Origin of the sequence: Streptomyces sp. JH34, assembly GCF_029428875.1 — a bacterium.
Lineage (GTDB): Bacteria > Actinomycetota > Actinomycetes > Streptomycetales > Streptomycetaceae > Streptomyces.
Map to the genome: position 1 here is coordinate 4,066,560 of NZ_JAJSOO010000001.1, position 19,665 is coordinate 4,086,224.

Annotated in this window: 20 protein-coding genes; 8 read left to right on the forward strand and 12 right to left on the reverse strand. The window is 70.5% G+C overall.

The features are described 5' to 3' along the window. Window positions 1–97 precede the first annotated feature (97 nt). The 3 genes from LWJ43_RS18120 to LWJ43_RS18130 form a co-directional block, all read right to left on the reverse strand. Complete coding sequence (locus tag LWJ43_RS18120; protein WP_277333273.1) at window positions 98–1,294, reverse strand: DUF5667 domain-containing protein; 1,197 nt, start codon at window positions 1,292–1,294, stop codon at window positions 98–100. 209 nt (window positions 1,295–1,503) lie between these two features. Next, a complete protein-coding gene (locus LWJ43_RS18125; RefSeq protein ID WP_277333274.1) occupies window positions 1,504–2,289 on the reverse strand; it encodes an ECF subfamily RNA polymerase sigma factor, BldN family in 786 nt (261 codons plus the stop codon). Window positions 2,290–2,697: 408 nt separating this feature from the next. Further along, window positions 2,698–3,639: an HAD family hydrolase gene (locus LWJ43_RS18130; RefSeq protein WP_277333275.1), complete on the reverse strand. Its 942-nt coding sequence runs from the start codon at window positions 3,637–3,639 to the stop codon at window positions 2,698–2,700. A 144-nt stretch (window positions 3,640–3,783) separates the two neighbouring features. Here LWJ43_RS18130 and LWJ43_RS18135 point away from each other — a divergent pair, with 144 nt between their 5' ends. The 5 genes from LWJ43_RS18135 (at window position 3,784) to LWJ43_RS18155 (ending at window position 9,273) form a co-directional block, all read left to right on the forward strand. After that, the gene (locus LWJ43_RS18135; protein WP_277333276.1) at window positions 3,784–4,059 is read left to right on the forward strand and encodes a glutaredoxin family protein; all 276 of its coding nucleotides are present in this window, start codon (window positions 3,784–3,786) and stop codon (window positions 4,057–4,059) included. Between the two features lie 285 nt (window positions 4,060–4,344). Continuing rightward, window positions 4,345–5,130: a redox-sensing transcriptional repressor Rex gene (locus tag LWJ43_RS18140; protein WP_277333277.1), complete on the forward strand. Its 786-nt coding sequence runs from the start codon at window positions 4,345–4,347 to the stop codon at window positions 5,128–5,130. Beyond that, complete coding sequence (locus LWJ43_RS18145) at window positions 5,127–6,626, forward strand: glutamyl-tRNA reductase (protein WP_277333278.1); 1,500 nt, start codon at window positions 5,127–5,129, stop codon at window positions 6,624–6,626. The genes LWJ43_RS18140 and LWJ43_RS18145 overlap by 4 nt, the downstream gene beginning before the upstream one ends. Next, entirely contained in the window at window positions 6,623–7,609 is a 987-nt protein-coding gene (hemC, locus tag LWJ43_RS18150) for a hydroxymethylbilane synthase (RefSeq protein ID WP_277333279.1), read from the forward strand. Before LWJ43_RS18145 ends, hemC begins: the two co-directional genes overlap by 4 nt. Further along, window positions 7,606–9,273, forward strand: coding sequence for a bifunctional uroporphyrinogen-III C-methyltransferase/uroporphyrinogen-III synthase (locus LWJ43_RS18155; RefSeq protein WP_277333280.1), 1,668 nt, complete (start codon window positions 7,606–7,608; stop codon window positions 9,271–9,273). Before hemC ends, LWJ43_RS18155 begins: the two co-directional genes overlap by 4 nt. Window positions 9,274–9,372: 99 nt before the next feature. On the opposite strand, the gene LWJ43_RS18160 is transcribed toward LWJ43_RS18155, so the two are convergent. Then, the gene (locus LWJ43_RS18160) at window positions 9,373–10,110 is read right to left on the reverse strand and encodes a class I SAM-dependent DNA methyltransferase (RefSeq protein ID WP_277333281.1); all 738 of its coding nucleotides are present in this window, start codon (window positions 10,108–10,110) and stop codon (window positions 9,373–9,375) included. A 142-nt stretch (window positions 10,111–10,252) separates the two neighbouring features. On the opposite strand from LWJ43_RS18160, the gene hemB reads away from it, so the two are divergent. Continuing rightward, window positions 10,253–11,248: a porphobilinogen synthase gene (hemB, locus tag LWJ43_RS18165; RefSeq protein WP_277333282.1), complete on the forward strand. Its 996-nt coding sequence runs from the start codon at window positions 10,253–10,255 to the stop codon at window positions 11,246–11,248. Window positions 11,249–11,692: 444 nt separating this feature from the next. Then, on the forward strand, window positions 11,693–12,661 hold the full coding sequence (locus tag LWJ43_RS18170) for a MarR family transcriptional regulator (protein ID WP_277333283.1): 969 nt from the start codon (window positions 11,693–11,695) through the stop codon (window positions 12,659–12,661). Window positions 12,662–12,677: 16 nt separating this feature from the next. Here LWJ43_RS18170 and LWJ43_RS18175 read toward each other — a convergent pair whose 3' ends face one another. Both LWJ43_RS18175 and LWJ43_RS18180 read right to left on the reverse strand, forming a co-directional pair. Next, entirely contained in the window at window positions 12,678–12,860 is a 183-nt protein-coding gene (locus LWJ43_RS18175) for a DUF397 domain-containing protein (protein ID WP_277333284.1), read from the reverse strand. Continuing rightward, a complete protein-coding gene (locus LWJ43_RS18180) occupies window positions 12,857–13,681 on the reverse strand; it encodes a helix-turn-helix domain-containing protein (RefSeq protein ID WP_277333285.1) in 825 nt (274 codons plus the stop codon). Before LWJ43_RS18180 ends, LWJ43_RS18175 begins: the two co-directional genes overlap by 4 nt. Window positions 13,682–13,794: 113 nt before the next feature. Here LWJ43_RS18180 and LWJ43_RS18185 point away from each other — a divergent pair, with 113 nt between their 5' ends. Continuing rightward, window positions 13,795–14,196: an ATP-binding protein gene (locus LWJ43_RS18185; protein ID WP_277333286.1), complete on the forward strand. Its 402-nt coding sequence runs from the start codon at window positions 13,795–13,797 to the stop codon at window positions 14,194–14,196. A gap of 4 nt (window positions 14,197–14,200) precedes the next feature. On the opposite strand, the gene LWJ43_RS18190 is transcribed toward LWJ43_RS18185, so the two are convergent. The 6 genes from LWJ43_RS18190 to LWJ43_RS18215 form a co-directional block, all read right to left on the reverse strand. Next, the gene (locus LWJ43_RS18190) at window positions 14,201–14,860 is read right to left on the reverse strand and encodes a response regulator (RefSeq protein WP_277333287.1); all 660 of its coding nucleotides are present in this window, start codon (window positions 14,858–14,860) and stop codon (window positions 14,201–14,203) included. Beyond that, window positions 14,857–16,011, reverse strand: coding sequence for a sensor histidine kinase (locus tag LWJ43_RS18195; RefSeq protein WP_277333288.1), 1,155 nt, complete (start codon window positions 16,009–16,011; stop codon window positions 14,857–14,859). The genes LWJ43_RS18190 and LWJ43_RS18195 overlap by 4 nt, the downstream gene beginning before the upstream one ends. Next, window positions 16,008–16,847 (reverse strand): CPBP family intramembrane glutamic endopeptidase, encoded by an 840-nt coding sequence (locus LWJ43_RS18200; RefSeq protein WP_277333289.1) that lies wholly within the window; start codon window positions 16,845–16,847, stop codon window positions 16,008–16,010. The genes LWJ43_RS18195 and LWJ43_RS18200 overlap by 4 nt, the downstream gene beginning before the upstream one ends. A 268-nt stretch (window positions 16,848–17,115) precedes the next feature. Continuing rightward, window positions 17,116–17,892, reverse strand: a complete 777-nt coding sequence (locus tag LWJ43_RS18205; protein ID WP_277333290.1) for an ABC transporter permease — start codon at window positions 17,890–17,892, stop codon at window positions 17,116–17,118. Then, window positions 17,889–18,851 (reverse strand): ATP-binding cassette domain-containing protein, encoded by a 963-nt coding sequence (locus LWJ43_RS18210; protein WP_277333291.1) that lies wholly within the window; start codon window positions 18,849–18,851, stop codon window positions 17,889–17,891. The genes LWJ43_RS18205 and LWJ43_RS18210 overlap by 4 nt, the downstream gene beginning before the upstream one ends. A 26-nt stretch (window positions 18,852–18,877) precedes the next feature. Beyond that, complete coding sequence (locus tag LWJ43_RS18215; protein ID WP_277333292.1) at window positions 18,878–19,546, reverse strand: DUF4097 family beta strand repeat-containing protein; 669 nt, start codon at window positions 19,544–19,546, stop codon at window positions 18,878–18,880. Window positions 19,547–19,665 lie beyond the last annotated feature (119 nt).

Genomic DNA, 19,665 nt, shown 5'->3' on the forward strand with positions numbered 1-19,665 from the left:
CGCCGGGGCGTGGCCCGAGGTGTCGAGCCGTAGGGGCCGACGACATGGAGAGGAGGGGCGGCCCGGTCCGGGCCGCCCCTCCCTCATGCGTCGGCCCCTACGGCTCGACGTCCTCGCTGTCGATGCCCAGTCCAGGCAGCAGGCCCGGGAGGAGCGGCGGCAGGGTGACGTCCGGCGAGGGGGTGGTGCCGGATGTGCCGCCCGGTGACGACGGGGTGGTGCCGTCCGTCGGGAGGTCTTCCAGGAGGCCGTCCGTGCCGCCGTCGAGCAGCCCTTCGGCCGGGTCGCTGTCGGAGCCGGAGGGCTCCGGGGAGGTGCTCGTGGACGCGCTGTCGTCCGGGGCCGCGGAGGACTCGGGAGCCTCGCGGTCCGCGGGGGACGAACCGCGGTCCTCCGGTGCGGAGCCGGTGGGCGGTGTGCCCCTCTCCGTACCCGGTGCGCGGGGCAGCAGGGACTTCAGGGGGGCGACTTCCTGGTCCATGGCCTCGAAGACGGAGCTGACCTTGTCGCTGATGTCGGTCAGCTGGACGGGCAGCCGGTCGCGGAGGCTGCTCCAGGTCGCGCGGTGCGAGCGGGAGAAGGAGTCCAGCGTCTGGATGGGTCCGATGGCGCCGTCGCGCTCGTACGCGGTGTGGAGCAGGCGGTGGCCCTCGGTGGCGTCGTGCGTCATGCCGTCGAGGGCGCGTCTGACCTCACCGATCGACTCGTGGTCCATCGAGCCCGAGCGGCCTCGTTCCATCAGCCGGCGGGCTTCGTTGAGACGGGTCGACGCCTGGTCGAGGTAGGCCTCGCCCCGGTCGGCGTCGTTGCTGGCCATGCCGCGGCTGATGTCCTCCATGCCCCGCTTGAGCGGGTAGAGGGAGTCACCCGGCAGGGCGTCGGAACTGGCAGCGGCCACTCCGCCGAACGCTCCCGCGGCCACACCGACCGTGAGCCCGCCCGCGGTGAGGCCCTTCGCCCAGCGGGAGCGGGGACGGAGCCTCCGGATCGGGGACGCCCGGTGGGCTCCCTTGCTCCGTTGTTCGGGCACGGTAGGGCCCGTGGACGCACCACCTTCGGCGAACATGGTCTCCATGGCCGCGACGAGCTGGGCTCGCTGCACCACTTTGACCTCGGGATCGAATTCCGGCTCCGGTAGCTCGCCGAGGCCGTTCGCCAGGGCCAACAGCGGTCCGTGGTCGGCCGGTTCGGCCGGGTCCTCGGGCTGCACGGCCGCCGCACCCTTGGGGGACTGCTCCTCCAGGGCCTGGGCGAAGGCGTTCGCCCGCCGGTGTGCCGAAACGTTTGCGATCACTGGCGGCACCTCCTCTCGTCATGACGGTCGACTCCCCTGAGGTTCCGGAAGGTTGCCCACCGGAGACGTTTCCACACGATCGAGCGAGTGGAAACGGTCAGGTGTGGCGACAGGGGGCCTGCATCCGGCACAACGAGTGGCGCGGCAGTTGGGTTACGGACTGAGGATGATCCGATCGGTGTGTCACGAACACGTCACGGATGGTGACGTCAGCGGGCGTCGTCCGGCAGAAGTCGTGCGAGCGTGCGCACGGCTCGGTACTGCAAGGTTTTGATCGCACCCTCGTTCTTCCCCATGACCCGGGCGGTCTCGGCGACCGAGAGCCCCTGCAGGAACCGCAGGGTCACGCACTCCTGCTGCTGCGGGTTCAGTCGTCGGACGGCTTGCAGGAGCGCGGCGTTGGAGAGGGACTCCAGGACGGAGTCCTCCGGGCTCCGTGCGACCTCGTTGGCGTCGAGCATTTCGCCGGTGGTCACTTCCAGTCGGAAACGACTGGATTTGAAGTGGTCGGCGACCAGGTTCCGAGCGATCGTGACCAGCCAGGCGCCGAAGTCGCGGCCCTGCCAGGTGAAGGTGGAGATGCGGCGGAGTGCGCGCAGGAACGTCTCGCTGGTGAGGTCCTCCGCCGTCGCCTTGCCTCCCACGCGGTAGTAGATGTACCGGTACACGGTGTCGCTGTACTGGTCGTACAGGCGGCCGAAGGCCTCGGCCTCGCCGGCCTGCGCGCGCTCGACGAGATCCATCATGCGCGCGCTGTCGCTGTCGGCTGTGGGCCGGCGGACCGGAGCCGACGACGCGGCAGTCGTGGCGGCGCGGTTGCCGCGTCTTCCGACGGCCGCGCTGCGTTCGGCCAGGGCGTAGCAAGGGCCGGCAGGTACAGGGGTGGCAAATTGGGGGACGGCGTACGCGGTGGGGACGAAGCCGCGCAAGAGGTCGAGGACCGTTGCGCGGAGCGTAGCCAGGCCCGAGGTGTCAACCCCGACGTGTGGGTACACGGGACTCCCAGAGGCAGAGCTTCCATCACGTGCAGTTCGAGAACCGTCACTCGTGGTAGCGGGTGGCGGGCTCCTTGTGCGTCTGAGGAGAATAACGCTTCGTACAGGCGTTGCTACACCCAGTTGCTCAAATCACCGATTACGTCGCTTCCGTAACCTCTAAGTGACGGATCAAGTGGCATATCGTGAACAGTTATTGATCGAATGCCTTCGAGATCTGCAAGTGGTGACGACGGGTTGTGGTCGTCGGAACGCAACGCGACTGGCCGGAGCGACGGGTGTACCGCCCGGTGTTCCGCTCTCGGTCGGGTGTACGTCTCCGGGCGCGCCGCTCCGCACGCGCCGGGGCTCCGTACGGAGGTGCCGTACGGAGCCACGGTGTGTGCGGGGGAGGGGCCGGGGGAGGGGTCAGCGGCGGCGGCGGTGGAGCGCGACGGCCGCGGCCGTGCCTCCGGCCAGGGCGCCGACGCCCGCCGCGGCGGGGATGCCGACCTTGGCGGCCTTGCGGCCGGTGCGGTAGTCGCGCAGCCGCCAGTCCAGCGAGCGGGCGTGTTTGCGCAGTTTGGAGTCCGGGTTGATCGCGTACGGGTGGCCGACCAGGGACAGCATCGGGATGTCGTTGTGCGAGTCGCTGTACGCCGCGCAGCGCTCCAGGTCCAGGCCCTCGGCCGCCGCGAGGGCGCGTACCGCCTCGGCCTTCGCCGGGCCGTGCAGGGGTTCGCCGACCAGCCGGCCCGTGTAGACGCCGTCGACCGACTCGGCGACGGTGCCCAGGGCGCCGGTGAGGCCCAGGCGCCGGGCGATGATCGTCGCGGTCTCCACGGGGGCGGCGGTGACCAGCCAGACCCTCTGGCCCGCGTCGAGGTGGGCCTGGGCCAGGGCGCGGGTGCCGGGCCAGATGCGGTCGGCCATGTACTCGTCGTAGATCTCCTCGCCGATGGACATCAGCTCGGAGACGCGGTGGCCCTTGACGATGGAGAGGGCGCTGTCACGCGCGTCCTGCATGTGCTCCGGGTCCTCGACGCCGGCCAGCCTGAACCAGGCCTGCTGCCAGGCGAACCGGGTCAGTTCGCGGCGCTCGAAGAACTTCCGCTTGTACAGGCCGCGCCCGAAGTGGAAGATCGCGGCGCCCTGCATGACGGTGTTGTCGAGGTCGAAGAAGGCGGCGGCGCGGGTGTCCCCGGCCACCGGGAACGGGGGTTCCAGGGCCTCTTCGGCGGTGGCCGGCAGCTCTTCCGTGCCGGTCGCGAGCGCCGCCTTCTGCGCGGCCTCGGCTGCGGCCTCGCCTGCGAGCACGCTGCGTGCCGTGGCGGGGCGCCTGCGGGGGGTGAGCCATCCAAGAGCGGCCATGCCGTGAGCATAGCCATTCGGTCCGTCTCTTCCCGACCCGGCGGGATGCGGCGGTGTGAACTCTCCGGAACCGGGGCGTTAAACGGGTGATTCCGCGCACCCGCCAGGCCCGTTCGGGTTCGGCGGGAGGCGCAGAATGAAGGTATGAGTGCTCTGCTGCGTCGTACGAAGAAGAAGCCCGCGGACCGGGTGGTGACCCTCGTCGGGAAGCCCGGTTGTCACCTCTGTGACGACGCGCGGCTGGTGGTGAGCGCGGTCTGCGAGGAGACCGGCGCGTCCTGGGTGGAGAAGGACATCACGCGGGACGAGGCGCTGCACCAGGAGTACTGGGAGCAGATCCCGGTGGTCCTGATCGACGGCGAGCAGCACACCTTCTGGCGGGTGGACCCGGCGCGGCTGCGCACGGCCTTGCGTGCGTGAGGGGGCTTCCTCGGCGAATCCCGGTTAACATCGTGGGCGTTTTGAGTGGTCTCGGGGGCGTGGACATGAGGAGTGTGTACGGTCTTGCCCCCTTCGGGCCTGCAACGGGCCGGTGACGTCCCTGGTTCCGGGATCGCGCAGGGAATATGCGTGACCCCGGTCACTTTGACCAGACAAAACGGACACTATCTTTGTGCACGCGTTCACAAAGACATAGCCTGCAGTGGACGGGGCGGTCATAGGACATCCGGCCGCCTGCAGCCCCGCTCATCCCGCAGGAGCACCGTGGCAACTGGCCGAACTCACCGACCGGCGACCCGTAGCCGAGGAATTCCCGAGGCCACCGTCGCCCGACTTCCGCTGTATCTCCGAGCGCTGACGGCGCTCTCCGAGCGCTCGGTCCCGACGGTCTCCTCCGAGGAGCTCGCCGCGGCGGCGGGGGTCAATTCCGCCAAGCTGCGCAAGGACTTCAGCTACCTGGGCTCCTACGGCACGCGTGGTGTCGGGTACGACGTCGAGTATCTCGTCTACCAGATCTCCCGCGAGCTCGGGCTCACCCAGGACTGGCCCGTCGCGATCGTCGGCATCGGTAATCTCGGCGCCGCCCTCGCCAACTACGGCGGGTTCGCCTCGCGTGGTTTCCGGGTCGCGGCCCTGATCGACGCAGATCCCGCGATGGCGGGGACGCCGGTGGCCGGGATCGCGGTGCAGCACACCGACGACCTGGACCGGATCATCAGCGACAACGGTGTGTCCATCGGTGTCATCACCACCCCGCCCGGCGCGGCGCAGCAGGTATGCGACCGGCTCGTCGCCGCGGGTGTCACCTCCATCCTGAACTTCGCGCCGACGGTGCTCTCCGTGCCCGACGGTGTCGACGTGCGCAAGGTCGACCTCTCGATCGAGCTGCAGATCCTCGCCTTCCACGAGCAGCGCAAGGCCGGCGAGGAGGCCGCCGCCGACGGCAGGGCGGCCGTGGACTCCGACACCGACGAGGCGCCGCCGATGCGTGCGACGCCCGCCGGCCGCAAGGGACCTGACGGGGACATGCCCGCCGTGATGCCGGCATGAGTCTCCTGGTCGTAGGGCTGAGTCACCGCAGTGCCCCCGTCTCCGTGCTGGAGCGGGCGGCTCTGGCCGCCGATGCCCGGACGAAGCTGCTTCAGGACACCCTCGCCGCGGAGCCCGCGACCGAGGCCGCCGTCCTGGCCACCTGCAACCGCATCGAGCTGTACGCGGACGTGGACAAGTTCCACGCGGGTGTCGCCGAGCTGTCCACCCTGCTCGCGCAGCACAGCGGGGTCGGGCTGGACGAGCTCACTCCCTATCTTTATGTGCACTACGAGGACCGGGCCGTCCACCACCTCTTCTCGGTGGCGTGCGGGCTGGACTCGATGGTCGTCGGCGAGGGCCAGATCCTCGGCCAGATCAAGGACGCGCTGGCGGTGGGGCAGGAGCTCCACACCGCGGGGCGTCTGCTGAACGACCTCTTCCAGCAGGCCCTGCGGGTCGGCAAGCGCGCCCACAGCGAGACCGGGATCGACCGGGCCGGCCAGTCGCTGGTCACCTTCGGTCTCGAGCAGCTGGCGGACGGCGCCGACGTCACCGGGTGGGCGGCCGGGAAGCGCGCGCTGGTGATCGGCGCGGGCTCGATGTCCTCGCTCGCCGCCGCCACCCTGGCCCGTGCGGGCGTCGCCGAGATCGTCGTCGCCAACCGGACCCGGGCCCGTGCCGACCGGCTCGCGGAGATCCTCGGCCAGGCAGGTGTCCCGACGGCGCGGGCCGTGGAGATGACCGGGGTCGCGGACGAATTGACACGTGCCGATGTCGTCGTGTCCTGTACCGGCGCGACGGGCCTCGTCCTGACGGCCGAGGCCGTCGCCGCCGCGCTCGGCGCCGACTTCGACAGTGCGGCGCAGGCGCCCGAGGCTCCCGCCGCCGCGCTGCCCGACGAGCTGGACCAGCACGCGGCGTGGGTGGAGAACGGATCCGCCACCGCCACCGCTGCCGCGCAGGACCGGGCCGTGCGCCGGACGCCCGCCCGGCCCGTGGCCACCGGACCGGCCCGGCTCCACCTGCTCGACCTCGCGATGCCGCGTGACATCGACGGAGCGGCCCACCGCGTCGCCGGTGTGCGCCTCGTCGACATCGAGTCGCTCGCCGAGGCGTCCGCGGACGCCCCGATGGCCGCCGATGTGGACCAGGTGCGCACCATCGTCGCCGACGAGGTCGCCGCCTTCGGAGCCGCGCAGCGTGCCGCGCACATCACCCCGACCGTCGTCGCCCTGCGCACCATGGCCGCCGATGTGGTGGCCGGCGAGATCGCGCGGCTCGACGGACGCCTCCCCGACCTGGACGAGAAGCAGCGCGCCGAGATCACGCAGACCGTGCGCCGCGTCGTCGACAAACTCCTGCACGCGCCCACCGTGCGGGTCAAGCAGCTCGCGAGCGAGCCCGGCGGTGCCGGATACGCCGATGCGCTGCGGGAACTCTTCGACCTCGACCCGCAGACGGTGGCCGCCGTCTCACGGGCAGACCTGAACGACCCGAATCGAGGGCGGTCATGACCGACTACTCACCCCTGGGCGGGGAGAGCACCACACCCCTCCGGCTAGGCACCCGGCGCAGCAAGCTCGCCATGGCGCAGTCCGGCATGGTCGCCGACGCGGTCCGTGAGGTGACCGGGCGTGCCGTCGAGCTCGTCGAGATCACCACGTACGGGGACGTCTCCCGGGAGCACCTGGCGCAGATCGGCGGGACCGGTGTGTTCGTCGCCGCGCTGCGCGAGGCGCTGCTGAGCGGCGAGGTGGACTTCGCCGTCCACTCGCTCAAGGACCTGCCGACCACGCAGCCCGAGGGCCTCGTCCTCGCCGCCGTGCCGCAGCGCGAGGACCCGCGCGACGCACTGGTGGCGCGGGACGGGCTGACCTTCGAGCAGCTGCCGCCCGGTGCCCGCATCGGCACCGGTTCGCCGCGCCGCATGGCGCAGCTCAACGCGTACGCCCGCTCGCACGGCCTCGAGATAGAGACCGTCGCGATCCGCGGCAACGTCGATACGCGCATCGGTTTTGTACGAAGCGGGGAGCTGGACGCGGTGGTACTCGCCGCCGCCGGGCTCAGCCGCCTCGGACGCACGGACGAGGTCACCGACTTCCTGCCGGTCGACACCGTCCTGCCCGCTCCCGGCCAGGGAGCACTGGCGGTCGAATGCGCTGAAAGCAGCGCTGACCTCGCCGCAGCTCTCGCCGAGCTCGACGACCCGTACACCCGGGTCGCCGTGACCGCCGAGCGCGCCCTGCTCAACGCCCTGGAGGCCGGCTGTTCCGCACCTGTAGGTGCGCTGGCCGACCTCCTGGCCGAAGGGCAGGTTGTCAACGAACTGCGCCTGCGCGGTGTCGTCGGTTCAACCGACGGTACTTCCCTGGTGCAGCTGTCCATCACCGGTCCCGTCCCCACGTCGCACGACGACGCGGCGGCCCTCGGTCGCGAGCTCGCGGCCGAGATGCTCGCCAAGGGTGCGGCCGGTCTTATGGGGGAGCGAGCACTTTGAGCCCCACCGGCCCTGTCGTATCCGACTTCCCTGTCCTGTCCTCAGGGCATGTCACCTTCCTCGGCGCCGGTCCCGGCGACCCCGGACTGCTGACGCTGCGCGCCGTCGAGGCGCTTGCGAGCGCGGACGTCCTTGTAGCCGAACCGGACGTCCTCGACGTCGTTCGCTGCCACGCGCGGGCAGGGGTAAGCACGCCTGAGATGACGGTTGTTGACATGGCGTCAACACCCGCTGGAGTACCCGTCCTCAGGGATGCCACCAATCTTGTCATGGAGGCAGCGAAGGGCGGCAGGCGGGTGGTGCGTGCCGTCACGGGCGACCCCGGCCTGGACGGCAACACGGGTGCCGAGATGCTCGCCTGCGCTGCCGCGGGCGTGCCTTTCGAGGTCGTGCCCGGCATCGCGAACGCGGTCGGTGTACCCGCGTACGCCGGTGTGCCGCTGCGTGACGCGCAGGGCGCCGACGTGCGCTTCGTCGACGCGCGGACGGCTTCGGACCGCTGCTGGTCCGAGGTCGGCGCGAGTGACGCGACGGCCGTCGTGTCCGCGTCGCTCGACTCGGTCGCCGCGGCCGCGGGTGAGCTGGTCTCGGCCGGGCGGAAGCCCGACACCCCGCTCACGGTCACGATCGCCGGTACGACGACCCGCCAGCGCACCTGGACGGCGACCCTCGGGACGATCGCCCAGGTCCTGAAGCAGGCCAAGGTCCTCCCGTCGCCGGACGGGCACCTGCCCGTCATAGCCGTGGTCGGGGAGCGGAGCTCCGCCGCTCAGCGCGACCAGCTCGCGTGGTTCGAGTCCAAGCCGCTGTTCGGCTGGAAGGTGCTCGTGCCGCGTACGAAGGAGCAGTCGGCTTCGCTCTCCGACCAGCTGCGGTCCTACGGTGCCGTGCCGCACGAGGTCCCGACGATCGCCGTCGAGCCGCCGCGCACGCCCCAGCAGATGGAGCGCGCGGTCAAGGGTCTGGTCACGGGCCGCTACGAGTGGATCGCGTTCACCTCGGTGAACGCGGTGAAGGCCGTGCGGGAGAAGTTCGAGGAGTACGGGCTCGACGCCCGTGCCTTCGCCGGGATCAAGGTCGCGGCCGTCGGCGAGCAGACCGGTGCCGCGCTGATCGACTTCGGCGTGAAGCCGGATCTGGTGCCGTCGGGTGAGCAGTCGGCGGCGGGTCTGCTGGAGGACTGGCCGCCGTACGACCCGGTCTTCGACCCGATCGACCGGGTGTTCCTGCCGCGTGCCGACATCGCCACGGAGACCCTGGTGGCCGGGCTCATCGAGCTGGGCTGGGAGGTCGACGACGTCACCGCGTACCGCACGGTCCGCGCCTCGCCGCCGCCGGCCGACACCCGCGAGGCGATCAAGGGCGGCGGTTTCGACGCGGTGCTCTTCACCTCGTCCTCGACCGTCCGCAACCTGGTCGGTATCGCGGGCAAGCCGCACAACGTGACGGTGATCGCCTGCATCGGCCCGGCCACGGCGAAGACCGCGGAGGAGCACGGCCTGCGGGTCGACGTCCTGTCCCCGGAGCCGTCGGTCCACAAGCTGGCCCAGGCGCTGGCGGACTTCGGCGCGCAGCGCCGGGACGCGGCCAAGGAGGCCGGTGACCCGGTGACCCGGCCGAGCGAGCGGCGTCCTGGTGCGCGGCGTCGCCGGACGACGACCTGATCCGGCGGGCAGCGGATTCGTGGGCCCGGTCGCTTCCTCGGGGGAAGCGGCCGGGCCCTTCGCGTACCCGCGCGCGGGCGGTTCCGGGGTCCTCCGGCCTCAGACCGGCTTGCGCCACACCGAGATGTGGCCGCCGGAGTCCTGGGTGAACGGTGTCCCCTCCCAGTCGGCGACCCGGCGTTCCAGCTGGAGCCCGGCGATCTTCGCCATGAGGTCGAGTTCCGCCGGCCAGGCGTACCGCTGGCGGCAGCTGCCACGGCGGTAGCCGCCGTCTTCCTCGCGGGTGAAGTGGTGCGAGACGAGGAGCTGCTCGACCAGGTCGAAGGTGTCGAAGCCGAGGTGCCGCTCGGAGACGTCGAACGGCACCGCGGTCTGAGTGGGTGGCAGGAGCCGCAGCGGTGGCACACCGAGCTCGACGACGAACCGGCCGCCGGGTTCCAGGTGGCGCGCGGCGTTGCGGAAGCACTCGACCTGCTCGTCCTGGGTGAGCAGGTTCGAGATGGTGTTGTAGACGACGTAGACCAGCGAGAACGTGCCGGGGACGATGGTGGTGGCCATGTCCCCGACGGTGACCGGGAGCCGGTCCTGGTCGATCTTGCGTCGTAGTACGGCTGCCATGTGCTCGGAGAGTTCGATACCGGTCACGGGTACGCCGCGTTCACGGAGCGGGACGCCGACGCGGCCGGTCCCGATGGCGAACTCCAGGGCCCGTCCGTCACCGGCGAGTCCGGCGAGGAAGTCGAGGGTCGGTCCGAGGAAGGCGGCGGTGGATCTCGGCGCCTCTTCGGTGTCGTAGCGGTCGGCGGTCGCGTGGTCCCACAGTTCGCTGCTCGTCACGGGCGGGCACTCTGCCGGGTTCCCGGGGGTGCTGTCGACGTGTTTTCCGTCCGGTGCCGTGTCAGGGCGGTCGGACCCGGCCTTGTTTTTTCCGGCTGGGCTGTCGGTAAACCGGTGATGTGTACGGGTCTAGTCTCGAAGGATGACCGATTACGGAAACTTCCCCGGCTCGCGGCCCCGCCGGCTGCGGACGACCCCCGTCATGCGGCGCATGGTCGCCGAGACCCGGCTCGACCCGGCGAACCTGATCCTGCCCGCGTTCGTGCGCGAGGGCATCGACGCCCCGGTCGCCATCTCGGCCATGCCGGGTGTCCAGCAGCACACCCTGGACACGCTGCGGAAGGCCGCCGTCGACGCGGTTGAGGCCGGTGTCTCGGGGATCATGCTCTTCGGCGTCCCGCTGGACGAGAAGAAGGACGCGCGGGGCACGGCGGGGACCGACCCGGACGGCATTCTCCAGGTCGGTCTGCGGGCGGTGCGGGAAGAGGTCGGGGACGACCTGGTGATCATGTCCGACCTCTGTCTGGACGAGTACACCGACCACGGCCACTGCGGGGTGCTGACCGAGGACGGGCGTGTGGACAACGACGCCACACTGGAGCGGTACGCCGAGATGGCCCAGGTCCAGGCCGACGCGGGCGCCCATGTGGTGGGCCCCAGCGGCATGATGGACGGCCAGGTCGGCGTGATCCGCGACGCGCTGGACCAGACGGGCCACGAGGACGTGTCGATCCTCGCCTACACCGCGAAGTACTCCTCGGCGTTCTACGGTCCGTTCCGCGAGGCCGTCGGCTCCTCGCTCCAAGGGGACCGCAAGACGTACCAGCAGGACCCGGCGAACATCCGGGAGTCACTGCGCGAGCTGGCGCTGGACCTGGAGGAGGGCGCCGACATGGTCATGGTCAAGCCCGCCGGGCCCTACCTGGACATCCTCGCCAAGGTCGCCGACGCGGTGGACGTGCCGGTCGCGGCGTACCAGATCAGCGGTGAGTACGCCATGATCGAGGCCGCCGCGGAGAAGGGCTGGATCGACCGGGACGCGGCGATCCTGGAGAGCCTGACGGGCATCCGGCGCGCGGGTGCGCGGATGATCCTGACGTACTGGGCGACGGAGGTCGCGCGGAAGCTGGGGCGCTGACGCCGGGCACGGAGTCTTGGAGGCGGGTCACGAGAGGTCGTGGCCCGCTTCCGGCTGTCACGGACGCGGAGGCGATGGCGTGAACCCCGGTGCCCGAAGCTCGGGGTTCGGGCGCCGGGGTTCGAGGGGCGAGCTTCGGGAGGGGTGTGGTCACTCTTCCGGGGGACGTTTCCGGTAGCGCGGGCCCGATGCTTGAGCTTCGGGACCCGGGCGGCGGGATACGGGCTTCGGGATCCGAGCGCCTTCTTTACCCGGTAGGTAGAAGAGGGTTTGGGTAAACCTCCCCGACCTCCCTGACCCGTCACGATCAGCAAGTATGACTAATCGTGACCGACTTGCAGCGGAGTGTGGCGACTGCTTACGGTGCGGAAAACAGAACGACCCCGACGCGGTGCTAGCAACACCAGGCCGGGGTCTCACCCCAAGATCGAGAAGAGCGATCCCGTGGCTATCCAGCACCTTAGCTCCGCCCCGAGCGCCCCCGCCTCCTCGCGCCCGTATCCGATGGCCGGTCCCGGCTACGGCAAGCGATCCGCGCCGGACCAACAGCCGCGCTGCGCCGATGACTTCATGCTGCTGCCGCTGCGGGAGCGGAACATCGCCGGGTTCATCGACCACCTTCCCGAGGGCGCGGCCATGGACGTCAAGGGGCTGGCGAAGCAGTTGCCGCTCTACGGTCAGCAGGCGGTCGGCTCGGCCCTCAAAGCCCTGTCCGTCGCCGGGTATCTGCGCCGTGTGCGCTGCCTGGTGACCGGTGAGGGCGGGCAAGTGCGCTGGGTCTTCCGCACGTTCTGGTCCCGCACAGCGCGCGACAACGAGTGGTGGGGTGCGTTGATGGCTGCCGAGGTCCAGCGGGCAGCCGTGCCCGAGCCTGTGGCGGTCGTTGCCCCTGTTGCCCCTGCCGCAGCCCCGGTCGTGCCCGAGCAGAGGGCGCAGGAACCGGAGCCGGTCACAGAAGGGCACTCACCCGCTTACGCGGCCTTGGCGCAGCTCGGCCGCGTTGATGCCCGGCTGGCGCTCTCCGCCGCCGACTGTGCGGTCCTGGAGCCGCTGGCCGCCGAGTGGTTCACGCGCGGAGTGGACGCCGACTACCTCGTCCGGGCCCTCGTCGCCGGGCTTCCCGCCCGGGTCGACTCGCCGGTCGGCCTCGTCCGCCGCCGTCTCACGGGCAAGATCCCGCCCCAGGTGTCCGTCACCCCGGTGCCGCCCGCACCTGGTACGCCGGTCCGGCGGGTGATGATGGAGTGCACCAAGTGCGGCGTGCCCGGCCGCGCGGAGGCCCTTCCTGATGGCCTCTGCCGCGTCTGTAGGCAGCCGGATGAGGGGGTGCCGGAGGTCCCCGCCGAACTGCCTGCCGAACGGGACGTGCGTACCTACGTCGCCGAGCTTCGCGATCTGCTCAAAGCCCCCTGAACGCCTGCCCGTCCGGTCAGCTCCGGGCCGCGAACGCGGCGAAGGCCGACCAGGCGGTGGGGGCCACGGTGACGGTGGGGCCCTCGGGGTTCTTGGAGTCGCGGACGTGGACGGCGGCGGGGTGTGCGGCGACTTCGATGCACTCGCCGCCGTCGCTGCCGCTGTAGCTGGACTTGCGCCAGTTGAGTTCGGTGCTCATGTGTCTCCTAGGAGCTGGTCCAGCAGGCTCCTGGTGTCCTCGGTGTCTAGAGCCTGCGTCCGCAGCATCGCATACCTCTGGGAGAGGATGCTGACCTCGTCCGGATCGGCGATCAGTTGGCTGCCGCGCTGGGTTTCCGTGTACGCGAGGTGCTGGTAGTCCGGCGTTTCGAGCAGGATGAAGGGCCCGTCGAGAGCGGCGTGTGACCGACGACTGAGCGGGATGACCTGTAGCGCGATGCCCGGCAGTTCAGCGCAACCACGGAGATGGCGCAGCGTCTCCAGGTGCACCTCCGGCCCGCCGAGCTGGGCGGTCACGATGGCTTCGGAGAGCACGAAGCTGATGGTGGGAGGTGTCTTCCGGTGCAGCAGCTCCTGACGTTGCAGCCGGGTTGCGACCAGGCCGCTGATCTCCTCTTCGCTGAAGGCCGGAACTCTGCTGGTGAAGACGGCTCGGGCGTAGTTCTCCGTCTGTAGCAGGCCGGGCAGGACTTGATTCGCGAAGAACGACAGGACGAACGCCTCCCGCTCCAGATCCATGTACTGCTCCGCCCAAGCCGGGATCAGGTCCACCTCCGGCATGTTGTCCACCGCCGTCTCCAGCGCCCCCTTCGTGTCCAGCAGCGCGTCCAGGCGTCGGGCCAGGTCGGGCAGCAGTGCGCGGCGGCCCTGTTCGATGGAGGCGATCGTCTCCACCTGTACGGCTGCCCGGTCCGCGAGCTGGGCCTGGGTCAGGTCCGCCGTGGCGCGGAACAGGCCGACCAGCTTGCCGACGAGTTTCATGGCGGACGCGTTCCTGCGCTGCCGATTCCTGGGGTGCATACGGTGCGGCCTCCCCGCCCTGGTGCGTACTTCACACGTCGGCGACCCGTACAAGAGATCTGTACGTGCTCACCTACTGCTGAACGATAGGAACAGAGAGTGACGCTCGTCTCATGAATGAGACGATGCAACTCTCGCTGCTCCGTGAGCGCTTCTGCCGGCGTGAACGCCGCTCGGTCGCTGCGGTACGGGAGTTCACGCGCGAGGCCGTGACCGACTGGGGGTTCGGGGCGAGGCTCGACGACGTGCTGGTGTGCGTGAGTGAGCTGGCGACCAACGCGCTGCTGCACGGGGTGCCGCCGGGGCGCGGGTATCTGGTCCGGCTGCGACTGGAGGCGGAGGGACGCGCGCTGACCGTGGAGGTGCACGACAGCGGGGGTGGGGTGCCTGCGGTGCGGCGGCCGGAAGGTGAGTCGGGGCGTGGGCTGTTGCTCGTCGACGCGCTCGCCGATCGGTGGGGCGTGGGAGAGCGGGACCCGGGGAAGCTCGTGTGGTGCGCGTTCACGAAGCCCTGATGGTTCAGGACACCAGGCCCTGGCGGTAGGCGTAGACGACCGCCTGGACGCGGTCGCGGAGCCCGAGTTTGGTGAGGATGCGTGAGACGAAGGTCTTGACCGTCTCCCTGCTGATCACGAGGGAGGCGGCGATCTCGTTGTTGGAGAGGCCGTCCGCGATGAGGCGCAGGACCTCCAGCTCGCGGGGGGTCAGCGGGATGTCGGCGCTCTTGTCCTCGGTGGGCCGGATCCGGGCGGCGTACCGGCCGACCAGCTGGCGTGTCACGTCGGGGTCCAGGAGCGCCGCGCCGGCGGCCACGGTCCGGATGCCGTGGAGCAGCCGGTCCGGCGGGGCGTCCTTGAGGAGGAATCCGCTCGCGCCGGCGCGCAGCGCCTCGTAGACGTACTCGTCCAGGTTGAACGTCGTCACCACGAGCACCTTGACGGGGTGGGGCACTCCGGCGCCGGCCAGCAGGCGGGTGGCCGCGATGCCGTCGAGCACCGGCATGCGGATGTCCATGACCACGACGTCCGGGCGCACTTTCCCGGCGAGGTCGACCCCGGTCCGGCCGTCCCCGCACTCGCCGGCGACCTCGAGGTCGGGCTGTGCGTCGATGATCGTCGCCAGCCCGGTGCGGATCAGTACCTGGTCGTCGCAGATCAGGACACGGATCGGATCGGTCACGCGGGGCTCCCGGCGGGTATGCGGACCCGGACGACGAAGCCGCCGTCCGGTTGCCGGCCCGCGCTGAAGTCGCCGCCCAGCACGTCGACGCGCTCGCGGAGACCGGTCAGCCCTCGGCCGCTCCCGCCCGTGGGTGAGGCCTTCGAGCTGGAGCCGTCCGTGCTGACCTCCACGGTTATCTCCTGCTCGCAGTGGCGCACCCGGACCGATGTGGTGCTGCCATGAGCGTACTTGAGGGCGTTGGTCAGGGTTTCCTGCACGACCCGGTAGGCGACCAGGTCGGCGCTGCCGGCCGACGCGGCGGGTGTGCCTTCCTCCGTGAACTCCACCGGCTGCCCCGCCCGCCGCGTCTGTTCGACGAGGGTGAGGAGTTCGCCGGCGGGCGGCGGTGCGGCCGGGGTGCCGTGGTCGGGGTTGAGCAGGTCGAGCAGGTGGCGCAGGTCCGTGATGGCCCGTCGTCCGGTGTCCGTGACGGCGGTCAGGCTCTGGTCGAGGCGGTCGGGTGCGGCGGTCAGATAGCGTGCCGCCTCGGCCTGTACGACCATCGCCGTCACGTGGTGGGTCACGACGTCGTGGAGCTCGCGGGCGATGCGCGCCCGTTCGGCGGTGCGGGTGTCCTCGGCGACGCGGCGGCGGCGCTCGGCCTCCGCGGCCCGGTTGTTGCGAAGCCACACCCCGACGCCCCAGGCGAGTGCCACGGCCAGGTAGAACGTCACGAACTCGCTCGGCGGCTCGCCCGGGCCGATCCGGTGGAGTGCGACCGCCAGCGGGACGTAGGCCACGGTGAAGGCGGTCGCGACGGCCCGCCGGTGGTGCTCCACGAGGGACGCCACGCTGATCAGCGCGATGGGCAGCGCGGTGCCCGCGAGGGTGTGGTAGCCGCGGAGCTGGTCGAGGGCGAAGCCGAGCGACACCGCGGTGAAGCAGATGACCGGCCACCGCCGGCGCCCTGCGAGCGGGAGGGACTGGAGGGCGATCGCCGCGACGGCCAGGGCGTCGAAGGGGCGGTCCGGCAGGCCGCCCAGCTCCGTACCGTTGCTGCGGAACCCCGGCAGGAACGAGGCGGCGAACAGCAGCAGGGCCAGGGGGGCGTACCAGAGTGCGGCGTCCGGCCGGCGCCACCGTTCCAGGATCCGCGGGAGTCCGGTCATCGGGGGAGTGTAGTGGTGGCGGCGGTGGCCTTGCCGGTGCCGCGGCGGCGGGGCACCAGGTTGCCGCGGCGGTGTGCCAGCCACAGGAACGCGGCGGTGATCAGGACTCCGAACAGCACCGAGTAGACGCTTCCCTCCGGACCGAAGTCGCCGCCGGTGACCCATGCCGGGCCGGATGTGACGGTGTCCAGCAGTCCCTGCGGGGTGTCGTTGCCGGAGACCTCGGTGCTGAAGATGCCGGCCGCCGCGAAGTTCCAGCCGAAGTGCAGGCCGATCGGCACCCACAGGTTGCGGGTCGCGGCGTAGGCGGCGGCGAGCATTCCGCCTGCCTCGATCGCGATGGCGATCGCGCCCCACAGGTCGGCGTTGGGGTTCAGCAGGTGCGAGGCGCCGAACAGTACGCCGGTCAGCGTCAGCGCGATCCAGGTGCCGGTGCGCTCCTCGATGATCCGGAACAGCACGCCACGGAACATCACTTCCTCGGTCACGGCGGCGGCCGCCATGAAGCCGATCAGCCCGACCGCGCCACTCGGGGAGCCCAGGCCGTTTATCTCGTAGTGCGCGTTGAAGTAGATGTTCGTGATGACGGCGCCGAACATCGCGACGCCGATCAGCAGCCCCCGGCCGAACGCGGCCTCGGCACCCTCGCGGGCCACCTCGGTGGACGGGCGGTGCTCCGTCCTGCGCACCACCCATCCGTAGACGAGTACGGCGGCCACGGCTGTCAGGAGCCCCAGGACGAGTTGGAGCCACGGACTGTCCTCGACGGCGCCGACGGCCTGGCCGCCGATCATGGCGACCAGCACGGCGGCCAGCAGTTGCCAGACGAATCTCATGAACGCTCCTTCACCGGTCCGCGGCCGGGGTGCCGCGGTGCCTCGAACGCTACGGATCAGGCGCTCCGCGATCGTCACCTCACGGTGGACACCTGCGCGTAGCTCGCTCGGGGGACAGGCGTCGCGGGTGATCAATGCGGTTGAGTACGGAACCGGTTGCGGGGAGGGCCGCCCGCATGTTCTCTCGCAGGAATCGCCGTCCCACGTCCCCCGAACCGGCCGCGGCCCGGGAGTGCCTCGACGGGGGTGGCCCGCGCTGTCATGCGGGTTACTTCGGGTCGCTGTTGAACTGTGCCTTCGACCAGCGGTAGCCGAGGACGGTGAGGCCGAGGCACCAAGCGAGGGCGATCCACCAGTTGTTGCCGATGTCCGTGCCGAGGAGCAGGCCGCGGAGGGTTTCGATGGCGGGGGTGAAGGGCTGGTACTCGGCGATCGGCTGGAACCAGCCGGGCATGGAGTCCAGCGGGACGAAGGCGCTGGAGATGAGCGGCAGCAGGATGAGCGGCATGGCGTTGTTGCTGGCGGCCTCGGCGTTGGGGCTGACCAGACCCATGCCGACCGCGATCCAGGTGAAGGCCAGGGCGAACAGGGCGAGCAGCCCGAACGCCGCCAGCCAGTCCAGGACGGTGGCGTCCGTGGAGCGGAAGCCCATGGCCACGCCGATCGCGCCGACGAGGACCACGCTGGTCATCGTCTGCAGCACGCTGCCGACGACGTGCCCGAACAGGATGGAGCTCCGGTGGATCGCCATGGTGCGGAAGCGGGCGATGATGCCCTCGTTCATGTCGGTGGACACGGAGACGGCGGTGCCGATGGTGGTGGAGCCGATCGTCATCAGCAGGATGCCGGGGACGATGTAGGCGATGTACTCGGAGCGGCCCGCGCCGCCACTCATGGTGTCGCCGAAGACGTAGACGAAGAGCAGCAGGAGCATGACCGGGGTGAGCAGGAGGTTCAGCGTCAGGGAGGGGTAGCGACGGGCGTGCAGGAGGTTGCGGCGCAGCATCGTGTCGGCGTCGCGCACGGCGAGGGAGAGGTTGCTCATCGGACGGTCTCCTTGGTCTGGGCGGGGACGGTGGTGGATCCGGTCAGGGCGAAGAAGACGTCGTCGAGGTCGGGGGTGTGGACGGTGAGTTCGTCGGCCTCGATGCCGGCGGTGTCGAGGCGGTCGAGGATGGTGCGCAGGTCGCGTTGGCTGCCGTCGCTGGGGAGTTGGAGGGTGAGGGCCTCGTCGTCGGGGGCGGCGTCGGTCAGGGTGGCGGCTGCGTGCCGGTAGGTGGTGGGGTCGGTGAAGCGGAGGCGGACGTGGCCGCCGGGGATGAGGCGTTTGAGTTCGTCGGCGGTGCCCTCGGCGGCGATGCGGCCGTTGTTCAGGACGGCGATGCGGTCGGCGAGTTGGTCCGCCTCCTCGAGGTACTGGGTGGTGAGGAAGACGGTGACGCCGGTGCAGACGAGTTCGCGGATGATGCCCCACATGTTGTGGCGGCTGCGGGGGTCGAGGCCGGTGGTGGGTTCGTCGAGGAAGATGATGCGGGGGTCGCCGACCAGGGTCATGGCGATGTCGAGGCGGCGTTTCATACCGCCGGAGTAGCCGGAGGCGGGTCTCTTCGCGGCGTCGGTGAGGTCGAGGCGTTCCAGGAGTTCGGCGGTGACCCGCCGTCCCTCGGCCTTGGGCAGGTGGTGCAGGTCGGCCATGAGGAGCATGTTCTCCTCGCCGGTGATCAGCCCGTCCACGGCGGAGAACTGCCCGGTCACACCGATCGCCGCCCGTGCGGCCTGTGGGTCGGTGGCGAGGTCGTGGCCTCCGACCCGGATCTCACCGGACCCGGGGCCGGGTGAGATGAGAGTGGAGAGGATCTTGACGGCGGTGGTCTTGCCGGCGCCGTTCGGTCCGAGGAGGGAGAAGACCGTTCCCTGCGGGACGGCGAGGTCGATGCCGTCCAGGACGTTCTTGTCGCCGTAGGACTTGCGCAGCCCGTTCGCCGCGATGGCCAGGTTCGTCATGCCGGTGCTCCTTCGGGGGATGGGGGTCAGAGGCTGCGGGCGGTGATGTCGCCCTGGGAGGTGGTCGCCTTGATGGTCAGGCCGGGTGTGCCGTCGGTGTTCCTGAGCGCGTTGTCGATCCGGCCGTAGTCGGTTCCGGCGTCCAGCGAGGCGGATACACCGCGGGCGGCGCCGACGGTGATGTCGCCCTGCTGGGTGTTCAGCGTGAGCTGACCGTGTACGGCCTCGGTGATCTTCACGTCGCCCCGCTGGGTGCTGATGTCGCCGTGACCGTTGAGCCGGCCGACCGTGATGTGGGCGTCGAGACCGGTGAGGCGGGCACTCGCGGCCTCGTCGAGCTTGACCGAGCCGTGGCCGCCGTCGAAGGCGACGTCCCCGAGCCGGCCGACGCCCCGGAACTCGGCGGCGCCGGACTTGGCGTCGACGCGGGAGCCGGCGGGCAGCTGGACGGTCACCTCGACGGATCCGGAGTTGCCCAGGAGCCGGTTCTTCGCCTCGGGGGCCTTGATGTGCAGGAGTCCGTCGGCGTAGGTGACCTCGGTCTGCTCGGCCGTCCTCACGTCGCGGCTCCTGGAGGGGTTGGCGGGGCGGACCTCGACCGTGGTGTCGGTGCGGTCGGCGGCGATGAACTGGATGCGCCCCGCGGGGATGTCGAGCACTGCCTGGACGGCGGTGGGGGTGTCGAAGTTCTGCATCGTGCGCTCCCTGGTTTCGTGTTTCTGATGATGGAAACGCTACGTTGCATTCCGTGATGCGGCAACAAGCTTGTTGCGTCAAAACCTTGTCATTGCAGGTTAATGCGTTGTTTTTGTTG

Excerpts from the sequence above, each read along its gene's own strand:
- LWJ43_RS18130 (WP_277333275.1), bottom strand. The coding sequence starts at position 3,639 with ATGGCCGCTCTTGGATGGCTCACCCCCCGCAGGCGCCCCGCCACGGCA.
- LWJ43_RS18135 (WP_277333276.1), top strand. The coding sequence starts at position 3,784 with ATGAGTGCTCTGCTGCGTCGTACGAAGAAGAAGCCCGCGGACCGGGTG.
- LWJ43_RS18145 (WP_277333278.1), top strand. The coding sequence starts at position 5,127 with ATGAGTCTCCTGGTCGTAGGGCTGAGTCACCGCAGTGCCCCCGTCTCC.
- hemC (WP_277333279.1), top strand. The coding sequence starts at position 6,623 with ATGACCGACTACTCACCCCTGGGCGGGGAGAGCACCACACCCCTCCGG.
- hemB (WP_277333282.1), top strand. The coding sequence starts at position 10,253 with ATGACCGATTACGGAAACTTCCCCGGCTCGCGGCCCCGCCGGCTGCGG.
- LWJ43_RS18175 (WP_277333284.1), bottom strand. The coding sequence starts at position 12,860 with ATGAGCACCGAACTCAACTGGCGCAAGTCCAGCTACAGCGGCAGCGAC.
- LWJ43_RS18180 (WP_277333285.1), bottom strand. The coding sequence starts at position 13,681 with ATGCACCCCAGGAATCGGCAGCGCAGGAACGCGTCCGCCATGAAACTC.
- LWJ43_RS18185 (WP_277333286.1), top strand. The coding sequence starts at position 13,795 with ATGAATGAGACGATGCAACTCTCGCTGCTCCGTGAGCGCTTCTGCCGG.
- LWJ43_RS18195 (WP_277333288.1), bottom strand. The coding sequence starts at position 16,011 with ATGACCGGACTCCCGCGGATCCTGGAACGGTGGCGCCGGCCGGACGCC.
- LWJ43_RS18200 (WP_277333289.1), bottom strand. The coding sequence starts at position 16,847 with ATGAGATTCGTCTGGCAACTGCTGGCCGCCGTGCTGGTCGCCATGATC.
- LWJ43_RS18205 (WP_277333290.1), bottom strand. The coding sequence starts at position 17,892 with ATGAGCAACCTCTCCCTCGCCGTGCGCGACGCCGACACGATGCTGCGC.
- LWJ43_RS18210 (WP_277333291.1), bottom strand. The coding sequence starts at position 18,851 with ATGACGAACCTGGCCATCGCGGCGAACGGGCTGCGCAAGTCCTACGGC.
- LWJ43_RS18215 (WP_277333292.1), bottom strand. The coding sequence starts at position 19,546 with ATGCAGAACTTCGACACCCCCACCGCCGTCCAGGCAGTGCTCGACATC.